The organism is Streptomyces sp. NPDC057617 (genome assembly GCF_042800555.1).
Lineage (GTDB): Bacteria > Actinomycetota > Actinomycetes > Streptomycetales > Streptomycetaceae > Streptomyces.
This window is the reverse complement of sequence record NZ_JBHVGV010000011.1, coordinates 137,568-156,124: the sequence shown is the minus strand read 5'-3', so window position 1 is coordinate 156,124 and position 18,557 is coordinate 137,568. Positions and strand designations below refer to the sequence as shown.

General features: G+C 70.2%; 19 protein-coding genes, 1 pseudogene and 1 riboswitch. Of the genes and pseudogenes, 10 read left to right on the top strand and 10 right to left on the bottom strand.

What is annotated here, in order from left to right:
- Positions 1 to 356: 356 nt before the first annotated feature.
- Positions 357 to 1,286: pseudogene (locus ACFU9P_RS26095) on the bottom strand (ROK family protein); the annotation flags it as partial.
- A gap of 307 nt (positions 1,287 to 1,593) precedes the next feature.
- Here ACFU9P_RS26095 and ACFU9P_RS26090 point away from each other — a divergent pair.
- The 3 genes from ACFU9P_RS26090 (at position 1,594) to otsB (ending at position 4,156) form a co-directional block, all read left to right on the top strand.
- The gene (locus ACFU9P_RS26090; protein ID WP_376381613.1) at positions 1,594 to 2,829 is read left to right on the top strand and encodes an ABC transporter substrate-binding protein; all 1,236 of its coding nucleotides are present in this window, start codon (positions 1,594 to 1,596) and stop codon (positions 2,827 to 2,829) included.
- Between the two features lie 24 nt (positions 2,830 to 2,853).
- On the top strand, positions 2,854 to 3,132 hold the full coding sequence (locus ACFU9P_RS26085) for a DUF3263 domain-containing protein (protein ID WP_384085099.1): 279 nt from the start codon (positions 2,854 to 2,856) through the stop codon (positions 3,130 to 3,132).
- A 172-nt stretch (positions 3,133 to 3,304) separates the two neighbouring features.
- Positions 3,305 to 4,156, top strand: a complete 852-nt coding sequence (gene otsB, locus ACFU9P_RS26080; protein ID WP_384085096.1) for a trehalose-phosphatase — start codon at positions 3,305 to 3,307, stop codon at positions 4,154 to 4,156.
- A gap of 27 nt (positions 4,157 to 4,183) precedes the next feature.
- On the opposite strand, the gene ACFU9P_RS26075 is transcribed toward otsB, so the two are convergent.
- From ACFU9P_RS26075 to ACFU9P_RS26065, 3 genes are all read right to left on the bottom strand, one after another.
- Positions 4,184 to 5,644, bottom strand: a complete 1,461-nt coding sequence (locus ACFU9P_RS26075) for a trehalose-6-phosphate synthase (protein ID WP_384085093.1) — start codon at positions 5,642 to 5,644, stop codon at positions 4,184 to 4,186.
- Positions 5,645 to 5,775: 131 nt separating this feature from the next.
- The gene (locus ACFU9P_RS26070; protein ID WP_376381605.1) at positions 5,776 to 6,072 is read right to left on the bottom strand and encodes a hypothetical protein; all 297 of its coding nucleotides are present in this window, start codon (positions 6,070 to 6,072) and stop codon (positions 5,776 to 5,778) included.
- Positions 6,073 to 6,110: 38 nt separating this feature from the next.
- Positions 6,111 to 7,082 carry a glucosyl-3-phosphoglycerate synthase gene (locus ACFU9P_RS26065; RefSeq protein ID WP_384085090.1) on the bottom strand — a complete coding sequence of 324 codons (972 nt, stop codon included), beginning with the start codon at positions 7,080 to 7,082 and terminating at the stop codon, positions 6,111 to 6,113.
- 254 nt (positions 7,083 to 7,336) lie between these two features.
- Positions 7,337 to 7,464: riboswitch (SAM riboswitch) on the top strand.
- Between the two features lie 17 nt (positions 7,465 to 7,481).
- On the opposite strand from ACFU9P_RS26065, the gene thrC reads away from it, so the two are divergent.
- The 4 genes from thrC (at position 7,482) to groL (ending at position 11,731) form a co-directional block, all read left to right on the top strand.
- Positions 7,482 to 8,768 carry a threonine synthase gene (gene thrC / locus ACFU9P_RS26060; RefSeq protein WP_376381601.1) on the top strand — a complete coding sequence of 429 codons (1,287 nt, stop codon included), beginning with the start codon at positions 7,482 to 7,484 and terminating at the stop codon, positions 8,766 to 8,768.
- A 58-nt stretch (positions 8,769 to 8,826) separates the two neighbouring features.
- Positions 8,827 to 9,102, top strand: a complete 276-nt coding sequence (locus tag ACFU9P_RS26055; RefSeq protein WP_046501379.1) for a ubiquitin-like small modifier protein 1 — start codon at positions 8,827 to 8,829, stop codon at positions 9,100 to 9,102.
- 421 nt (positions 9,103 to 9,523) lie between these two features.
- A complete protein-coding gene (locus ACFU9P_RS26050; RefSeq protein ID WP_005315736.1) occupies positions 9,524 to 9,727 on the top strand; it encodes a cold-shock protein in 204 nt (67 codons plus the stop codon).
- Between the two features lie 381 nt (positions 9,728 to 10,108).
- Positions 10,109 to 11,731, top strand: coding sequence for a chaperonin GroEL (gene groL, locus ACFU9P_RS26045; RefSeq protein ID WP_046501378.1), 1,623 nt, complete (start codon positions 10,109 to 10,111; stop codon positions 11,729 to 11,731).
- Between the two features lie 99 nt (positions 11,732 to 11,830).
- On the opposite strand, the gene ACFU9P_RS26040 is transcribed toward groL, so the two are convergent.
- Positions 11,831 to 12,778 carry an oxidoreductase gene (locus ACFU9P_RS26040; RefSeq protein WP_384085086.1) on the bottom strand — a complete coding sequence of 316 codons (948 nt, stop codon included), beginning with the start codon at positions 12,776 to 12,778 and terminating at the stop codon, positions 11,831 to 11,833.
- A gap of 61 nt (positions 12,779 to 12,839) precedes the next feature.
- Here ACFU9P_RS26040 and ACFU9P_RS26035 point away from each other — a divergent pair, with 61 nt between their 5' ends.
- On the top strand, positions 12,840 to 13,433 hold the full coding sequence (locus ACFU9P_RS26035) for a TetR/AcrR family transcriptional regulator (protein ID WP_384085083.1): 594 nt from the start codon (positions 12,840 to 12,842) through the stop codon (positions 13,431 to 13,433).
- A gap of 86 nt (positions 13,434 to 13,519) precedes the next feature.
- On the opposite strand, the gene ACFU9P_RS26030 is transcribed toward ACFU9P_RS26035, so the two are convergent.
- Positions 13,520 to 14,101: a CGNR zinc finger domain-containing protein gene (locus ACFU9P_RS26030; RefSeq protein ID WP_384085080.1), complete on the bottom strand. Its 582-nt coding sequence runs from the start codon at positions 14,099 to 14,101 to the stop codon at positions 13,520 to 13,522.
- Positions 14,102 to 14,157: 56 nt separating this feature from the next.
- Between ACFU9P_RS26030 and ACFU9P_RS26025 the strand changes: the two genes are divergently transcribed.
- Together ACFU9P_RS26025 and ACFU9P_RS26020 are read left to right on the top strand one after the other, a co-directional pair.
- Entirely contained in the window at positions 14,158 to 15,399 is a 1,242-nt protein-coding gene (locus ACFU9P_RS26025) for an MFS transporter (RefSeq protein WP_384085077.1), read from the top strand.
- An 18-nt stretch (positions 15,400 to 15,417) separates the two neighbouring features.
- Positions 15,418 to 15,822 (top strand): VOC family protein, encoded by a 405-nt coding sequence (locus ACFU9P_RS26020; protein WP_384085074.1) that lies wholly within the window; start codon positions 15,418 to 15,420, stop codon positions 15,820 to 15,822.
- A 22-nt stretch (positions 15,823 to 15,844) separates the two neighbouring features.
- Here ACFU9P_RS26020 and ACFU9P_RS26015 read toward each other — a convergent pair whose 3' ends face one another.
- The 4 genes from ACFU9P_RS26015 to ACFU9P_RS26000 form a co-directional block, all read right to left on the bottom strand.
- On the bottom strand, positions 15,845 to 16,651 hold the full coding sequence (locus ACFU9P_RS26015; protein ID WP_384085071.1) for an alpha/beta hydrolase: 807 nt from the start codon (positions 16,649 to 16,651) through the stop codon (positions 15,845 to 15,847).
- A gap of 99 nt (positions 16,652 to 16,750) precedes the next feature.
- Positions 16,751 to 16,969 carry a DUF397 domain-containing protein gene (locus ACFU9P_RS26010; RefSeq protein WP_384085068.1) on the bottom strand — a complete coding sequence of 73 codons (219 nt, stop codon included), beginning with the start codon at positions 16,967 to 16,969 and terminating at the stop codon, positions 16,751 to 16,753.
- On the bottom strand, positions 16,950 to 17,792 hold the full coding sequence (locus ACFU9P_RS26005; RefSeq protein ID WP_376381584.1) for a helix-turn-helix transcriptional regulator: 843 nt from the start codon (positions 17,790 to 17,792) through the stop codon (positions 16,950 to 16,952). Before ACFU9P_RS26005 ends, ACFU9P_RS26010 begins: the two co-directional genes overlap by 20 nt.
- A 51-nt stretch (positions 17,793 to 17,843) precedes the next feature.
- Entirely contained in the window at positions 17,844 to 18,551 is a 708-nt protein-coding gene (locus ACFU9P_RS26000; protein ID WP_384085065.1) for a hypothetical protein, read from the bottom strand.
- Between the last annotated feature and the right edge of the window lie 6 nt (positions 18,552 to 18,557).

Sequence of the window (18,557 nt, the reverse complement as noted above, 5' to 3'; positions counted from 1 at the left end):
GCGCTGGCGGCGGAAGGACCGCCGTCGGCGCGGGGTGGTCCGGCCGCGGCCAGGTCGTCGGCTACGGGCCGGGCCTCGGCCGCGGATGCTCCGGCGGCGCGGGCCGCGTCAGCCGGAGCCGCGTTGGCCGCGGACCGGTCGGTGGCCGCGGGTCGACTGCCCGCTGCGGACTGGCTGTCCGCCGCAGGCCCGGTCCCGGCCGTGGACCGGCTGTCCGTTACGGGCCGGCCGTCCACTACGGACAGGGCCTCCGCCGCAGGCGACCCGGCCGCGCCGGCCCGGTCCGCCCGGATCTCGTCCATCGGAGCCCGGTCCGCCCGGGCCTCGGCCTCGTTCGTCGGGGCCTGATCTGCCGGAGCCTGATCCTGCGGTCCCAGCAGGTCCCAGGCCAGCAGGCCCGCGCCCAGGCAGCCCGCCGTATCGCCCAGGGCCGCGGGGACGATTTCGGGCAGTTTCTGGAACGTCACCCGCTCCTCGACCGCCGCCCGCAGCGGTGTGAACAATGTTTCTCCTGCCTCGGCCAGACCGCCACCGATGATCAGCGTGCGCGGGTCGAGCAGGGTGAGCGCGGTGACCAGCCCCGCCGCCAGCGCGTCGACCGCGTCGAGCCAGACCCGTACCGCCTCGGGGTCGCCCGACTCCACCGCCTTCGCGCAGTCGGCCGCGTCCGCCGCCGGATCGCCGCTCGCCGCCGCCCAGGCACGGCTCACCGCCGCCGCCGAGGCGAGCGTCTCCAGACAGCCCCGCTGCCCGCAGCCGCACAGCGGCCCGTCCGGGCGCACCACGACATGCCCGATCTCGCCCGCGTACCCGTGCGCCCCGGCCTCTATCGCGCCGCCGATGCCGATGGCCCCGGCGATCCCGGTGCCCAGCGGTACGAACATGAACCGGTCGGCGCCCCGGCCCGCGCCGAGCCGCCCTTCCGCGAGACCTCCGGTCCGTACGTCGTGCCCGAGCGCGACCGGTACGCCCCCGAGCCGGGCGGCGAGCAGATCGCGCATCGGTACGTCGCGCCAGCCGAGGTTCGCCGCGTACACCGCGACACCGCGCTCCGCGTCCACGATCCCGGGGACCGCGACGCCCGCCGCGAGAGCGCTCTCGCCGAAGTGCTCGGCGCCGTACGCGCGCAGCTCGGCCGCGAAACCGAGGATGGTCTCGACGACGGCGTCGGGGCCGCGCTCCCTGCCGGTCGCGCGCCGCACCTCGTACAGCAGCGCGCCGTCCGCCCCGACCAGGGCGGCTTTCATTCCGGTGCCGCCCACATCCAGGGCGATGACGTGTCTCACGTGGACAGTCTCGCGTGTGGACCCATGAAAGGTCTAGTCCACTGTCCTGGATTGTTGCCCGCCCATACAAACGCGCATACAAACGCCCGTACAAACGCGGTTGCCTCTCGGATGCCCGTCCGCTCTTGACCCGGATGCTCGTCCGCTCTTGGCACAGACGTTGCCGAAGCGAAACCGGCACTGCGTGGACCGTAAACCTCCGGATAGGGGAAAATCACTGATCCATAGCAGGACTTCATGAGGGACCATCGAAGAACAGAGGCGGAACAGAGCTGTGCAGCAGCGCTTTCGGGGAGCGACGGCGGCCATGGCCGCACTTGGTTTGACAATGGCGCTGGCCGGCTGTGGCAGCACGGGAGGCTCGGGGGACGTCACTCTGAAGCTCGTGGCCGCCGACTACGGCAACGGTCCGTCGGACAGGTCCGACAAATACTGGGCCACCGTGGCCAGGGAATTCGAGTCCACGCACCCGGGTATCAAGATCGACGTCGATGTCCGCTCGTGGAAGACCGTCGACCGGGATGTCGCCGAGATGGTGAAGCAGGGCCGCGCTCCCGACATCGCACAGATCGGCTCGTACGCCGACTACGCCAAGGACGATCTGCTCTACACCGCCGACGAGGTGCTCTCCGTACCCACGCAGGCGAACTTCCTCACCCAGCTCTCGGACGCCGGAAAGGTCAACCGCATCCAGTACGGGCTGCCCTTCATAGCCTCCGCCCGGCTGCTCTTCTACAACAAGAAGCTGTTCGAGTCGGCCGGGATCGAGGCGCCCAAGAACTGGGACGACATCAAGACCGACGCCGAGGCGCTCAAGGCGAACGGTGTGACGACCCCCATCGCGCTTCCCCTCGGCTCGGAGGAGGCGCAGGGCGAGACGATGATCTGGCTGCTGAGCGGCGGGGGCGGCTACACGAACAATGTCGACGACTCGTACGACATCGACTCGGACCAGAACGTCAAGACGTTCGAGTGGCTCAAGAAGAACCTCGTCGAGGAGAAGCTGACCGGCCCGGTCGCCCCGTCGAAACTCGACAGGACCACCGCGTTCAAGGCGTTCACCAGCGGTCAGGTCGGGATGCTGAACGGGCATCCGACACTGCTGCTCGACGCGGAGAAGGAGGGCATCGACGTCGGGATCCTGCCGCTGCCGGGCTTTGACGGCAAGCCCAAGCCGGCGATGGGTGTGGCCGACTGGATGATGGCCTTCAAGCAGAACAAGCACGGCCAGGAGATCGGTTCTTTCCTGGACTTCGTGTTCGAGGACAAGAACGTGCTCGACTTCGTCGGGCAGTACGACCTGCTGCCGGTCACGTACAGCGCGAACGAGGCGATGGCGGCGGACACGCAGTACAAGGACCTGGCCACGTTCCAGAAGGTGCTGCCGACCTCGGAGCTGTATCCGTCCGGCAAGAGGTCCTGGGGCGGCGTCAGCCAGGACATCAAGGACAACATCGGGCAGGCGGTCGAGCCGGGCGGGAATCCGGCGGCGATCCTGGGGCGGATAGCGCGGGACGCGACGGCGGCGGAGACGTCGGAGTGACGGCCGGAGTAGCGTGCCGGGGATATGACGACCGCGACGCCTGATCCCGCCCCTGATCCGGTTCCTGATCCTTCTGGGCTGTCCGCGCGGGACCGCGCCGTTCTCGCGGTGGAACGGCGCGGCTGGCCGGGCCCGGGCGCCAAGGAGCGTGCGATCAGGGAGGACCTGGGCATCTCCCCGACCCGCTACTACCAGCTCCTCGGCGCGCTGCTGGACGACCCGAGGGCGGCGGAACACGACCCGGTGACGGTCAACAGACTGCGCAGAATCAGAGCGGAGAAACGAGAAAGCCGAGAGGGCTGACGCCAGCAGGCCTCCGGCCCGAGCCCGCCGCAATCCAGCCCGTCCGTGCCCGGCTGTACGGACCAGCCCGGCCAAATCAAGCCTGTCTGGCGATTGAGGACAAGGCCCCCGGGCCGGGCCAGGCCCCCCGTTCCGCCGCGCCCGCACCACCCCCGCCGATACGATCAAACGCATGGGTACCCCATACCTGCCGCAACCCACCACCCCCGCCGGCACAGCCGGCCTCGCCGCGCTTCTCGACCGCCCCGGCAACGCGGTCGTCGCCCTCGACTTCGACGGCACCCTCGCCGACATCGTCCCCGACCCCGAACAGGCCCGCGCCCACCCGCGCGCCGTCCCCGCGCTGGCCGCCCTCGCCCCGCATGTCGCGTCCGTCGCGGTGATCACCGGCCGTCCGGCCGGGGTCGCGGTACGGTACGGCGGCTTCGCCGGAGTGCCCGGCCTGGAACACCTCGTCGTCCTCGGCCACTACGGCGCCGAACGCTGGGACGCCGTCAGCGGCACCGTCCGTACCCCCGCCCCGCACGAGGGCGTCGCCGCCGTCCGCGCCGAACTCCCCGGATTCCTGGAGCGGTTCGGCGCCTGGCGCGGCACCTGGATAGAGGAGAAGGGCCAGGCGGTCGCGGTCCACACCCGCCGCGCCACCGACCCCCAGGCCGCCTTCGAGGCCCTGCGCGACCCCCTGGCCGAACTGGCGGCCCGCCACGGCCTGATCGTCGAACCGGGCCGCCTGGTCCTCGAACTGCGCCCGCCCGGCATGGACAAGGGCGTGGCGCTGCTGGAGTACGTCCGCGAGACGGGCGCCGGAACCGTCCTCTACGCGGGCGACGACCTGGGCGACCTCCCCGCCTACGCGGCCGTCGAGAAACTCCGCTCCGACGGCCACCCCGGCCTGCTGATCTGCAGCGGCTCCGAAGTCCCCGAACTGTCCGCCCGAGCCGACCTCCACCTCCCCGGCCCCGCCGCCCTCGCCGACTACCTCGCCTCCCTCGCCCGGGCCATGGACCGACCCGGCCCCGCCTGACCGGCTGGGCCTGGCCCCCTCAGGGGGTCAGGCTCGGAGGGCGGTCAGTTGGTCCAGGAACCATTGTTGTGGGGGGAGGGCCGTGGCGGCTGCGGAGAGGCGTTTGGCGCGTTCCGCGCGGTCTTCGGGTGGGAGGGTCAGGGCCTGGTGGAGGGCCTTGGCGGTGGCGGTGATGTCGTACGGGTTCACCGTCAGCGCGGCCTCGCCCATCTCCTCGTACGCTCCCGCCTCCCGTGACAGCACCAGTGCGCAGCCGCGCTCGGAGACGACGGGGATCTCCTTCGCGACCAGGTTCATGCCGTCCCGGATCGGGTTGACCAGGGCCACGTCCGCGAGGCGGTAGGCGGCCAGGGAGCGGGCGAAGTCGTCGCGGACGTGGAGGACGACCGGGGTCCAGCCGTCCGTGCCGAACTCGTCGTTGATCGCCTCGGCCACGCGCTGGACCTCGGCGGTGTAGTCGCGGTAGACCGCCAGATCCTGCCGGGAGGGGTAGGCGAAGGCGACATGGACGACGCGTTCGCGCCATTCGGGGTGGTCGACGAGGAGCTGCCGGTAGGCGAGCAGACCGCGGACGATGTTCTTGGACAGTTCCGTACGGTCCACCCGGACGATCGTCTTCCGCGGCTCGCCGGAGCCCGGACCTGAGTCTCCTGTACGGCCGATCTGTTCGCGCAGGGTCGCGATCCGGTCCTCCACGTCCGGGCGGTGCGCGCGCTCGCGCAGGAAGTCGCCGTCCGCGCCGAGGCCGTGCACACCGATCCCGGTGTTGCCCGTACCGCCCAGCAGTTCCGTACAGCAGGCGCGGAAGGCGTCCGCCCAACGGTGGGTCAGGAAGGCCGCGCGGTCCGCGCCGAGGATGCCGCGCAGCAACTGGCGGGCGATGTCGTCGGGCAGCAGCCGGAAGTAGTCGACCGGCGCCCACGGGGTGTGCGAGAAGTGCCCGATCCGCAGGTCGGGGCGGAGCGCGCGCAGCATCCCGGGCACCAGCGCCAGGTGGTAGTCCTGCACCAGGACCGCCGCGCCCTCCGCCGCCTCGTCCGCGAGCGCCTCCGCGAAGGCGCGGTTGTACGTCTCGTACGACGCCCACTGCGCGCGGAACTCCGGGCCGAAGGACGGCTCCAGCGGTGTCTGGTAGAGCAGGTGGTGCAGGAACCAGAGCGTGGAGTTGGCGACGCCGTTGTACGCGTCCGCGTACACCTCGGGCGCGATCCCCAGCATCCGGACCCGCTGGCCGCCGGTGTCGGCCGGGTCGAGCCGTCCGTCCGTACGCCGTACCGCCTCGCGGTCGCCGTCGCCGAGCGCCGCGCACACCCACACCGCGCCGTCGTCGGACCCGATGGCCGAGAGGCCGGACACCAGACCGCCGCCGCCGCGCTTCGGCGCCAGCGTGCCGTCGTCGCGCAGGGTGTACGAGACGGGGCCGCGGTTGGACGCGACGAGGATCTGGGCGGGGTGGACCTGGGGCCGGGGGGGCGGCTCGGTAACCATGTGCCGAACCTAGCCCGTCCCGTAAACGCTCAAACGTACGGACGGTGTGGCGTGCGCCCCGTCGGAGAGGCAGCCAGGTCAGGCGCCTGCTGCCGTCGAGCCCGGTCCGCCCGGCCCCGCCCCGTCGAAGCTCAGCGGCGGCCGCGGGTCGCCGCCAGTGCCACCGCCCCCGCGCCCGTCAGCGCCAGTGCCACCCCGCCGAGCAGCCACAGCCGCTCCGCCACGCCGCCGGTGTCCGCGAGATGGCCTTCCAGCGGTTCGTGCACCGCGCCCTCCACGGCCTCCCGTGCCGGGCCGTATACCCCTGCCCGGTCCGCCGGCGGCTGGTCCGCGGCCAGCGCCTGTCCGGACGCAAGCGGTGTGAGCGCGACCAGTGTCCCGGCCAGCACCCCGATTGCCCGGCTGATAATCACATCTTTTGCCCTCATAAGGGTGCAATGTAAGCAACTGATGTGATGATGCGCGGTTACGCCGCGCGTCCGGCCGTGTACTCCGCGATCTCCCGCATCGGCGGCCGCTCCTCCGTGTCCACGGAGTAGGTGCGCGGTACGAACCCGTCCTCGCCCCGGTCGAACTGCGTCAGCTCCGGACGTACCAAATGCGCGCGGGACAGCCGCAGTTGGGCCGTACGGTAGATCGCCGCGGCCATCCGCCCCAGCGCCCGGTCGTCCTGGTGGCGGTGCAGCCGTACGCCCACATCGACCTGGCCCAGCGCGTCCAGGCCCACCGTGTGCAGCGCGTCGACCAGCAGCCCCAGCTCCACGCCGTACCCGACCGGGAACGGCAGCCGCTCCAGCAGCGAGCGCCGCGCCGCGTACTCCCCGCCCAGCGGCTGGACGAACCCGGCCAGCCGGGGCCAGTGCAGATTGAGCAGCGGGCGCGCCACCAGCTCGGTCACCCGCCCGCCCTGACCGGCCGGGCCGCCCCGGCTGCCGGTGAGAGCGCTCTCATCCAGCGGACGGTCGTACATCGCCTTCACGAACTGCACATCCGTGTCCGTCAGCAGCGGCCCCACCGTCCCGGACACGAACTCCGCCGAGAACCGGCGCAGATCCGCGTCCACGAAACACACCACATCGCCGCTCGTCACCAGCAGCGACCGCCACAGCACCTCGCCCTTGCCGGGCAGCGCGGTCAGCCGCGGCAGGATCGCGTCCCGGTGCACCACCCGCGCGCCCGCCGCCGCCGCGACCTCGGCCGTACGGTCCGTGGAGCCGGAGTCGATCACCACCAGCTCGTCGACCAGCGGCGCCCGCTCCATCAGCTCACGCCGGATCACCGACACGATCCCGCCGACCGTCGCCTCTTCGTCGAGCGCCGGCAGCACCACGCTCACCGTGGTGCCGCGCGCGGCCTTCGCCAGCAGGAGCCGGTCGAGCGTACGGTCGGCCGCCGACCAGGAGCGCCTGGTCAGCCAGCGTTCCACCTCTTCCAGCACGGTCGGTACTCTCCCTGACGTGTCGTGCGTGTCGTGAGTGTCGTGCGATGCCCGCCCATGCATGCTCACGCGTGCCCATACGTTTCACGCGTGCTCATGCATGGTCACGCGTGCCGACGTGATCCATCTCGCGGTGCGGACCACTATCTCAACCGTCCGCTCCTTCGGTTACAGTCTTGAACAACACGAGTGGCCACCGCATGCCGGGGTCGTTTCGTGAAAAAACGCGCCGGACCAGGGGTCCGACGCCATAGCGCTCATCCAGAGGGACTGAGGGAACGGCCCGTTGAAGTCCCGGCAACCCTCCCGCCGACCGCGAGGTCACGGTGGGGAAGGTGCCAATTCCGTCTTGCGGCGAAATGCGTCGTAAGGAAGATGAGGAGAAAGGGCCTCGCCATCATGGCTGTGCAGACCGTCCGCCACGCCGACGCCTCTGTCGATCTCGGACCCGCCGCCGCCCTCTCGTGCCGCGAGTGCGGAGAGCGCTTCCAACTCGGGCCGATCTTCGCCTGTGCGAGCTGTTTCGGGCCGCTCGAAGTCGCGTACGACCTGCCGAGCGGCACCCCCGAAGAGCTGAAGAAGCGCATCGCCGAAGGACCGGACAACATCTGGCGGTACGCGCCGCTGCTGCCCGTCCCCGCCGATGTGGCGAGCAAGCCGAACATCAACCCCGGCTTCACCAAGCTGGTCAAGGCCGACAACCTCGCCCGCGAACTGGGCGTCACCGGCGGCCTGTACGTCAAGGACGACTCCGGCAACCCGACGCACTCCTTCAAGGACCGGGTCGTCGCCATCGCCGTCGAGGCCGCCCGCGCCTTCGGCTTCACCACCCTCTCCTGCTCCTCCACCGGCAATCTGGCCGGCGCGGTCGGCGCCGCCGCAGCCCGCGCCGGCTTCCGCTCCTGCGTGTTCATCCCGCACGACCTGGAGCAGGGCAAGGTCGTCATGGCGGCGGTGTACGGCGGTGAACTCGTCGGTATCGAGGGCACGTACGACGATGTGAACCGGTTCTGCTCGGAGCTGATCGGCGACCCGCTGGGCGAGGGCTGGGGCTTCGTCAACGTCAACCTCCGCCCGTACTACGGCGAGGGCTCCAAGACCCTCGCGTACGAGATCTGCGAGCAGCTCGGCTGGCGGATCCCCGACCAGATCGTCGTCCCGGTCGCCTCGGGCTCGCAGCTCACGAAGATCGACAAGGGTCTCCAGGAGCTGATCAAGCTGGGGCTGGTGGAGGACAGGCCGTACAAGATCTTCGGCGCCCAGGCCGAGGGGTGTTCGCCGGTGTCCACCGCGTTCAAGGCCGGGCACGATGTCGTACGGCCGCAGAAGCCGGACACGATCGCCAAGTCGCTGGCGATCGGCAACCCGGCGGACGGACCGTACGTCCTGGACATCGCCCGGCGTACGGGCGGGGCGGTCGAGGACGTCGACGACGAGCTGATCGTCGAGGCGATCAAGCTGCTGGCGCGCACCGAGGGGATCTTCGCGGAGACCGCGGGCGGGGTGACGGTCGGTGTGACGAAGAAGCTGATCGACGCCGGTCTGCTCGACCCGGCGCTGACGACCGTGGTCCTCAACACGGGTGACGGACTGAAGACCCTGGACGCCGTGGCGGCGACGACGGGGCCGACCGCGACGATCCGCCCGAGCCTGGACGCGTTCCGCGAAGCCGGCCTGGCCCGCTGAATCCCGACGACGTTACCGGCGTTACGGAAAGCCGGAAGACGGAAGGCAGAACACCACTATGAGCGTCAATGTCCGCATCCCCACCATTCTCCGTACGTACACCGGCGGTCAGGCGGAGGTCCCGGCCGAGGGGGCGACCCTCTCCGAGGTCATCCAGTCCCTGGAGGCCAACCACCCCGGCATCGCCGCGCGCGTCCTGGACGACCAGGGCAAGCTGCGCCGCTTTGTGAACGTGTACGTGAACGACGACGATGTCCGTTTCGAGCAGGGCCTGGAGACCGTCACCCCGGCGGGCGCGGGCGTGTCGATCATCCCCGCGGTCGCCGGGGGCTGAGCCTCCCCGAGCCCCCGGAGCCCTATGCCCCGCCGGTGCGGCTCGTTCTGACGGCTCCCCCGATGGTCCCCCGATGGTCCCCCGATGGCTCCCTCCGCGAAGCAAGCGGAGGGAGCCATTCTCTATGGTTGAACGCGATAGAGTATGGGAACGCCCCTCCGCCGCCCCTGCCGCGCGTGTATCAGAACGCGACAACATGGGGGCAAAGTCCTGGTGTTGTTTGCGCTATAGGTGCGCTTTGCCCGGCCCGACTTGCCCGGGAACGCAGCGAATTCGTCGCTATGCGTGTTCAGCCATGCCCAGAATTCTCGTCCGATTGACCTGTTGCAGAGGGCAGTTGGGCAGATACATTCAGCCGCGGTCGACGCGTTCCGGCGCGAAGTGTGGCCCCCTGGAAGGGCCAGTAATAGGGGAGTTAGGCATGGCTCAGGGCACCGTCAAGTGGTTCAACGCGGAGAAGGGGTACGGCTTCATCGCGGTCGACGGTGGTGCGGATGTTTTCGTCCACTACAGCGCGATCCAGATGGACGGTTACCGCACCCTTGAAGAAGGTCAGCGAGTGGAGTTCGAGATCTCGCAGGGCCAGAAGGGTCCGCAGGCGGACATGGTCAAGCTCGCCGTCTGATCCCGGCGCGATCGGCCACCGACGCACTCAGCTCACGCGCGAGGGGCCCGTATCCCAGAGATGGGGATACGGGCCCCTCGTGCGTGCACACGCGCGGTACGCGCTCGGGGTGCCCGCGGGCGTACCCGTACCCGTGCCTCGAAGGGGTCGCGGGAGCCGGGGGAGCTTGCACTCTCGGGGGTCGAGTGCTAATCATTGGCGTTAGCACTCTGCAAGTGAGAGTGACAACTTGAGGACCGGGTCAGTGAGGCCCGAAGAGCCGGTGGGGCAAGGAACCGCACGGCTCTCAGGCCGTCCGTCGCGGGCGCCGTCGCGGTCCGTTCCACCCGCCCCCTGGGCCTGGCGGCCCGGGGAGACCCCTGTCCGGGAGGACCACTTCACATGGCCAAGATCATCGCGTTCAACGAGGAGGCACGGCGCGGTCTCGAGCGCGGGATGAACCAGCTCGCCGACGCCGTCAAGGTCACCCTTGGCCCCAAGGGCCGTAACGTCGTCCTCGAGAAGAAGTGGGGCGCCCCCACGATCACCAACGATGGTGTGTCCATCGCCAAGGAGATCGAGCTCGAGGACCCGTACGAGAAGATCGGCGCCGAGCTGGTCAAGGAAGTCGCCAAGAAGACGGACGACGTCGCCGGCGACGGTACGACCACCGCGACCGTGCTCGCCCAGGCGCTCGTCCGCGAGGGCCTGCGCAATGTGGCCGCCGGTGCCAACCCGATGGCCCTCAAGCGTGGTATCGAGAAGGCCGTCGAGGCCGTCTCGGGCGCTCTGCTGGAGCAGGCCAAGGACGTGGAGACCAAGGAGCAGATCGCTTCGACCGCCTCCATCTCCGCCGCCGACACCCAGATCGGCGAGCTGATCGCCGAGGCCATGGACAAGGTCGGCAAGGAAGGCGTCATCACCGTCGAGGAGTCCCAGACCTTCGGGCTGGAGCTTGAGCTGACGGAGGGTATGCGCTTCGACAAGGGCTACATCTCGGCCTACTTCGCCACCGACATGGAGCGTATGGAGGCGTCCCTGGACGACCCGTACCTCCTGATCGTCAACTCCAAGATCGGCAACGTGAAGGACCTCCTTCCGCTGCTGGAGAAGGTCATGCAGTCGGGCAAGCCGCTGCTGATCATCGCGGAGGACGTCGAGGGCGAGGCGCTGTCGACCCTGGTCGTCAACAAGATCCGTGGCACCTTCAAGTCGGTTGCCGTCAAGGCCCCGGGCTTCGGCGACCGCCGCAAGGCCATGCTCAACGACATCGCCATCCTCACCGGCGGCACGGTCATCTCCGAGGAGGTCGGCCTGAAGCTGGAGAACGCCGGCCTGGACCTGCTGGGCCGCGCCCGCAAGGTCGTCATCACCAAGGACGAGACCACCATCGTCGACGGTGCCGGTGACAGCGACCAGGTCGCCGGGCGGGTCAACCAGATCCGTGCCGAGATCGAGAACAGCGACTCGGACTACGACCGCGAGAAGCTCCAGGAGCGCCTCGCGAAGCTGGCCGGCGGCGTGGCCGTCATCAAGGCCGGTGCCGCGACCGAGGTCGAGCTGAAGGAGCGCAAGCACCGCATCGAGGACGCGGTGCGCAACGCCAAGGCGGCCGTCGAGGAGGGCATCGTCGCCGGTGGTGGCGTGGCTCTGCTCCAGGCCGCTTCGGTCTTCGAGAAGCTGGAGCTGGAGGGCGACGAGGCGACCGGTGCCAACGCCGTCAAGCTGGCGCTGGAGGCCCCGCTCAAGCAGATCGCCGTCAACGGTGGCCTCGAGGGCGGCGTCGTCGTCGAGAAGGTCCGGAACCTGACGGTCGGCCACGGTCTGAACGCCGCGACCGGCGAGTACGTCGACATGATCGCCGAGGGCATCATCGACCCGGCGAAGGTGACGCGTTCCGCGCTGCAGAACGCGGCGTCCATCGCGGCGCTGTTCCTGACCACCGAGGCCGTCATCGCCGACAAGCCGGAGAAGGCCGCGGCTGCGGCTCCGGGCGGCATGCCGGGCGGAGACATGGACTTCTGAGCCACTTCGGCTCGGATCCGGTCCTTCTGTACTGAGGGCGGCACCCCTGTGGGGGTGCCGCCCTCGGGCGTTTCCAGGGTGACCGGCCAGTGGGTGCGGTCACCTTCCGGGGCTGGTTCCGGGGCTGGTTCCGAGGCGGGGAAAGGCCGTTGAGGTGAGGTCCTCGGAGAGGGTCCACAACCGGCGTGCCAGGGACGGGTCCTGGGCGGTGGGGGTGCGGGTGGCCCGGGTGGGGTGACCGCGGAGTTCGCCCCGGCCGTCGGGGCCGATGTAGGCGGCGCCTTCGAGGTCCTGGGTGGCGGCGAAGAGCGTCGGCAGGGCGCCGGCGGAGCCGCTCTGCATGACCAGACGGCCGACGGTCGCGGCGACCAGGCTCATGAGCGGGCCGAGGTGCCGGTTCAGTCCGGTGGCCGCCGCGCCCGGGTGGGCGGCGAGGGCGAGGAGCGGGGAGCGGGCCTCGGTCAGCCGGCGTTGCAGTTCGAGGGTGAAGAGCAGGTTGGCGAGCTTCGACTGCCCGTAGGCGGCGGAGGCGCGGTACGGGCGGCGCCGCCAGTTCGGGTCGTCCAGGTCGAGCGTGGCGTTCTTGTGGGCGTTGGACGCGAGGGTGACCACCCGGCCGGTGATCCGGGGGAGCAGGAGGCTGGTCAGCACGAAGTGGCCCAGGTGGTTGGTGCCGAAGTGGGTCTCGAAGCCGTCGGCGGTGCGGCCGTACGGGACGTTGGCCACGCCGGCGTTGTTGATCAGGATGTCGACCGGGCGGTCCCAGGAGGCGGCGAAGCGGCGGACCGAGGCGAGATCGGCGAGGTCGAGAGGGAGGATTTCGGCGCTGCCGGTCATCATGGCCGCGGCTGTCTCGCGGGTGCGCTCGACATTCCGTACCGCCATGACGACATGCGCCCCAGCGGACATGAGCGCACGGGCGGTCTCCAGGCCGATGCCGCTGCCCGCGCCGGTGATGATCACGGTACGGCCGGTCTGCGGCGGCAGGTCGGCGAGGGTCCAGGGGGCGGTGGTGGTGCGGGGAGTGCTGCTGGGTGAGCTGGTCATGGCTGCAAAGTAGTCAATGGATACATTGTAGTCAATGGCAACATCTAGGTAGGGTGGTCCGGTGACCGCACCCCGGCCCTACCACCACGGAGACCTCCGTACCGCGCTGCTGCGGCAGGCGGAACGTACCCTCGCCGAACACGGCGCCGACGGCCTCTCGTTGCGGGAACTCGCCCGCGAGGTCGGCGTCAGCCATGCCGCGCCGCGCCGGCACTTCCCCGACAAGCGGGCGCTGCTCGACGCCCTCGCCGAGGTGGGGTACGAGCGGCTCGGCCGCAGGCTCGACGCGGCGCTGAACGGCGCCGAGGGCGATGTGACCGAGCGGCTGGTGCTCTTCGCGCAGGTGTATGTCGAGTTCGCGGTCGAGCACCGTGAGCTGCTGGGGCTGATGCACGGCCCGAAGGAGGGTTCGCGCGGGGACCGGCTGCGGGAGGCCAACGACAGGGCGTTCGCCGCGCCCGTACGGCTGCTCGCGGAGGCCCGGGCGCGGGGTGACATCGACCCCGATACGACGGGGCGGGCCGATATGGCGGTGCTGGCGCTGTTGCAGGGGCTCGCGGTGCTCGCGGCCACGGGGATGAACGGCGCGAAGCCGCTCGGGGTGCTGGTGTCGGAGACGGTCGAGACGCTGCTGGCGGGCTTGCGGCCGCGGTGACGGCTTTTTGGGCCTGGGGCTTGGTGCTCGGGGCTTGGTGCTTGCGGCTTGGGGTTTGGGGTTTGGGGGCGCGGGGCTGGTGCTGGTCAGGTGTGGGCGCGGCGGTGGGCGGCCACGCGTTCGCGGGTCGCGCAGCGGCGGGAGCAGTAGCGGCGGGGGAGGCCGCTGCCCTGGGTGACGTATACGTTCCGGCAGCCGGCCGACGCGCAGATGCCGCCGGGCGGGCGCTGCCGGTCCCAGACGAGAACGGTCAGCGCGAGGCACGACGAGGCGAGGAACCACTCGGCCCACGGCGCGTCGTCCGTGCTGTCCAGGTGCGGGTGCCAGGCGGTCAGACCGTTGTGCGAGGTGAGACGGAGGGGGCCCGGGCTCAGGCGCAGCAGACGGTTGAGTGAGGCGGCGGCGGAGCCGACGTCATCGGCGGCGAAGACTTCGCGGAGCTTCAGCGCGACGGCACGCATGTCGGCGATGTCCTGGGAGGAGAGTTCGATGGGGTCGGCTTCGCCGTGTTCGCGCAGGACTTCGGTGACTGTGACGATCGCGCCGGCCGTGTCGGCTGTGGTGGCCGCGTTGGCTGGTGGGCTCTCGTGGGTGGTGAGGGCGTTGATGAGGGCGGCGGTTCGCTGGGCGGTGGCCGAGGGCTTCGGGTTCGGGGCCGGTGGTGGCATGGGCCGAATGTAACGCATCTGGTCAAGTTTTGAGTTACGTGCGTAACGTGCCGAGCATGCGAAAGCGTTACGCACTCCGGTCGTACGTCGTAGGGGCCGCCGCGGCCCGTACGGGTGACGAGATGTCGGGCCCGGCGCTGCTTCTGGCTGGGCTGGCGATCACCGGATCGGCGTCCACGGCGACCCTGCTGCTCGCCGGTATCACGGTCTCGGCGGCGGTCGGCGGCCCGGTCTTCGGTGTACTGCTCGACAGATCGCCCCGTCCGGGCCGGCTGCTGGCCGTGGCGCTGGGGGCGTACGCGTCGGCCCTTGTCCTGATTCTGCTGAGCATCGGGCGCGTACCGGTGGTGGCCACGCTCCTGATCGCGGCCTGCGCGGGCTTGCTGGGCCCGGCTCTGTCGGGCGGCTGGACCGCCCAACTCCCGCACGTAGTAGGGGAGAAGGGCCTCCCCCGCGCCACCGCCCTCGACGCGATGACCTTCAACGCGGCAAGCCTGCTGGGTCCGGCGGCAGCGGGAGCGGTCGCGGGCGCGGTGGGGGCGCCGGCGGGCGTGATCGTATCCGCGACGTTGATCGGCGCGGCGGTGCCGGCGGCGTGGAGGCTCCCCGTACCGTCGCTTCCGCCTCCGTTCCAGCCCCCGCCCCCGCCCGCGCCGCTGTCTCCGCTCCCGCTCCGGCCCTCGGCCCGTACCCCTCTCGCCGCCGACATCCGGGCCGGAGTCCGGGCCATCGTCCGTACCCCGCCCCTCGCCCGGGCCACCGCCGGGTCCGTCATTTCCTGTGTGGGGCAGGGCATGTTCGTCGCGTGCAGTCCGTTGCTGGGGGAGCGGGTGTACGGGGCGGCCGGGCATGGGGTCCTGCTGCTCTCCGGTGTCGCAGTCTCCGCGCTGTCGGCCAATGCGGTGCTCGCCCGGTGTCCCCGGCTGATGCGGCGGCCCGACACCGTTCTCCGGTGCGGCACGCTCGTACTGGCGGTTGCCTTTCTCCTCGCCGCGACCGGCCGGCCGGTTCCGCTGATCGTCGCTGCGCTGATCGCCGGTCTGGGCGAAGGGCCGCAGCTCGCGGCGCTGTTCGCGGTACGGCACCGGGAGGCGCCCGAGCGGCTGCGCGCCCAGATCTTCACCACCGGCGCCAGCCTCAAGATCACCGCCTTCGCCCTGGGCGCCACCCTCACCGCCCCCCTCGCCCCCCACTCCCTCCCCGCCACGCTCCTCGCCGCGGCCGCAATCCAGGCCTTTGCGGCGCTCAGTTACGGGCGCAGCGGGCGGCGGAAATCGCCTGGACAGTGGCGGGCGTGACGAATCAGAGTGGCGCGCATGACTTCGCTCGTACGACACATCACATTCGACTGCGCCGACGCGTACGCGCTCGCCGGATTCTGGGCCGAGGCGCTCGGGGGATCGCTCGCCGAGGACGATCACCCCGGGGATCCGGAGGTATTGGTGACGGCGGAGGGCGTGGCGCTGCTGTTCATCACGGTGCCCGAGGCCAAGTCCACCAAGAACCGTGTCCACTTGGACCTCCAGCCCCAGGACCGTACCCGCGACGAGGAGGTCGACCGCCTCCTCGCCCTCGGCGCCACCCTCCTCGCCGACCACCGCCGCCCGGACGGCACGGGCTGGGCAACGCTCGCGGACCCCGAGGGCAACGAGCTGTGCGTGGAACGCAGCGCCGCGGAGCGAGCGGCTTCCCTCATCACGGCCCCCGCCCAGGGAACGTAGCCCAGGAAGCGTGAGCGGCTGCCTAAATACCGGCCGGGGTAAGGGTGTTGAGCCAGGCAGTGATGGTGGAGGCGGCGGGGAGGCCCGGGAGTTCGAGCATCATGTCGTGGCCGGTGTTGGGGACGAGCACCGGGGTCGCGCCGAGGAGCTTGGCGACGGTACGGATGTCATGGACCGGCGCGCGGTCGTTCTCCGGGCCCACCGCCAGGACCGGGCAGCGGATGGTGCTGGGATCGATGGTGACGGTGCCGTTCCTGAGGCGGTTCAGGACGGCGGGGGACTCGGGGGTCAGCCGCCCCATCAGATGATCGAGGTCCTCCTCGGAGATATGGCGGAACCACATCTCCTGGATCTCCTCCCGCCCGTACGTCACCGGGCGGTCCGCCGGAAATCCTTCGACCCGCGTCGGGCCGAGCTGTCCCGGCCCCACGGTCGAGACCAGGACAAGGGCATACGGTACGTACGCCTCGGCCACCAGTTGCGTCACCAGGCCGCCCATGCTGTGGCCCAGCAGGACGGGCGGCCTCAGATCCGGGTCGAGGTCGGGGAAGAGGGTGAGCAGGACCGTACGTACCTCGGCCGCGTAGTCACCGGGCGTGTACGCCAGGAACTCCGCGTCCGGCAGGGACCGGGAGCCCGTGTGGTTGGACAGCGACATCGCCAGCGGCGTCCAGCCCGCCTCCGCGAACACCGGCATCCACCGCTCGTACGCCCACCAGCCGTGCATGGCCCCGGGCACCATCAGTACCCGGCCGCGCTCCGTCACCGTGGGGTCACGGGCCTCGCGGACCAGGAGCCCGTCCACATCATGGTCGGTCCACTCCAGCACGCTTCCCACGATAGGCGAGGACGCCGGAGGCGGCGGCTTCGGCCGTCCCCGGCGGTTGCGGTGCGGGTGCTGGGGCGGGGGCTGGTACGGAGCCGGGGCCTATGCGGCGTGCTCGGCCTTGACCTGGCTGATGAAGGCGGCCCAGCTCACCGCCGGGAAGGTGAGAACGGGCCCGGCGGGGATCTTGGAGTCCCGGACGGGCACGATGCCGGTGGGGGTGCGGGCGGCTTCGAGGCAGTTGCCGCCGCTGGCATCGCTGTGGCTGGACTTGTGCCAGGACGCGCCGCTCAGGTCGTACTCATGCCTGCTGCTCTTCATGCGCGTAATCCTCCGCCGCTGATTCGATCAGGGCCAAGGAAGCTTCGGGTGACAGTGCACTGGCCCCAATCAGATCGTAGGTCAGTGCGAAACGCCGCACAGTAGCCGGATCGTCGTGCAGTTGGCCCGATGCCAACCCGTCGACGTAGGCCAGCGGAGGGGCGTCGTCGAAGTCCATCAGCTTGAGGGCGCCGCCCATTGCCGCGTGGGCGCCGGACGTGAACGGAAGCACCTGCACGATGACGCGGTGGCGGCGCATGAGCGCGGCGATATGGCGTAGTGCCTCGGCCATCGTCGCGGGGCCGCCGACTGCCCGGCGCAGCGCGGCTTCGTCCAGCACCGCCCAAACCGTGGGCACCGCAGGCTCGTTGAGCAGCTTGGTCCGTTCCACTCGTGGGACCAGCAACTCGTTGATGACTTCTTCCGTTGCCGTGGGCAACCCCGCGCGGAAGACCGCTCTCGCGTACGCCTCCGTCTGCAACAAGCCCGGGATCAGCAGCGGCGCGTACTCCTTGATCATCACCGCCGTCGCCTCGGCCTCCGCCGCCTCCGCGAAGTGGTCCGGGTACTTCGACTTCTTCAGCACCTCGCAGTGGCGGAAGAAGTACTCCCCGGTCTCGAAGATCTCGTCGAACTTGACGGCGAACTCCGGCTGCATCCTCCGGACGCCCACCTCCAACATCCCGATGAACGCACCGCTCACGAACAGCGGCTGCCCCAACTCGCCCTGAGACATGCCCTTTCTCTCGCGGTGGTACCTCAACTCCGCACCGAGCATGGCGCGTGGCGACGACGACGGGTCGAGCGGCTTCTGAACCGGCATGGGCACTCCCCCAGAACACGTGGTGGCGTTTGTCTGCTCTGTCTGGCCAGGCTAGCCATCCATGACCACTCTGTGTGGTGAAAGCCTATACATAGCGTGGAGATGGCGGCTCATGGCTATCTGGAGGAAGTGACAAGTTATTGAGAATCGAAACAGGAGCGTGACCTTTCGGTGGGTGAGGGTGGGGACGCCTGGAGGCGGTCCATCCGGCTTGTTGAACGGCCGGGAGGTTTGGTTCTGCGGGATGTGCAGCAGGCAGATGGTGAAGAGCGCGCCGGTGGTGTCGTCGGTGCCTTGATCCCAGGTGACGCAGTCCAGTTCGAGCCGGCGGATCTCGTCGACGCGGTAGCCGCCGAACAGCCAGACGCCGACCATCGCGCGGACCATCTCGACGGGGTAGTAGGTGGCTTGCCAGCCGGCTTTGCGGGCCCGGCCGGAGCCGTAGGGCTTGAGGTCCTCGGCGTTCAGGGTCAGCCCTGCGGCCATGAGCTTGGCCCATGACGCGTCGTCGATGATCCTGGGGTTGGGTCCCATCTGGGCGCGCAGGGACAGGGGCATGCTCATCACGCGGCGGGGGTCGAAGCGCGGTTTGATCCATTCCCATTCGATGAGGTCGCAGAAGAATCCGCGGATGCTGCCGATCCGTGCCGCCCGGCCGCCGGGGGCGATGGGCTGGCCGAAGCGGCTGCGGTTGCGGTTGTGTCCGGCCCACTGGCCGACGGTGGCCTGTATGGTGTCGGCGACGTACTCGGCCGCCATGTCCCT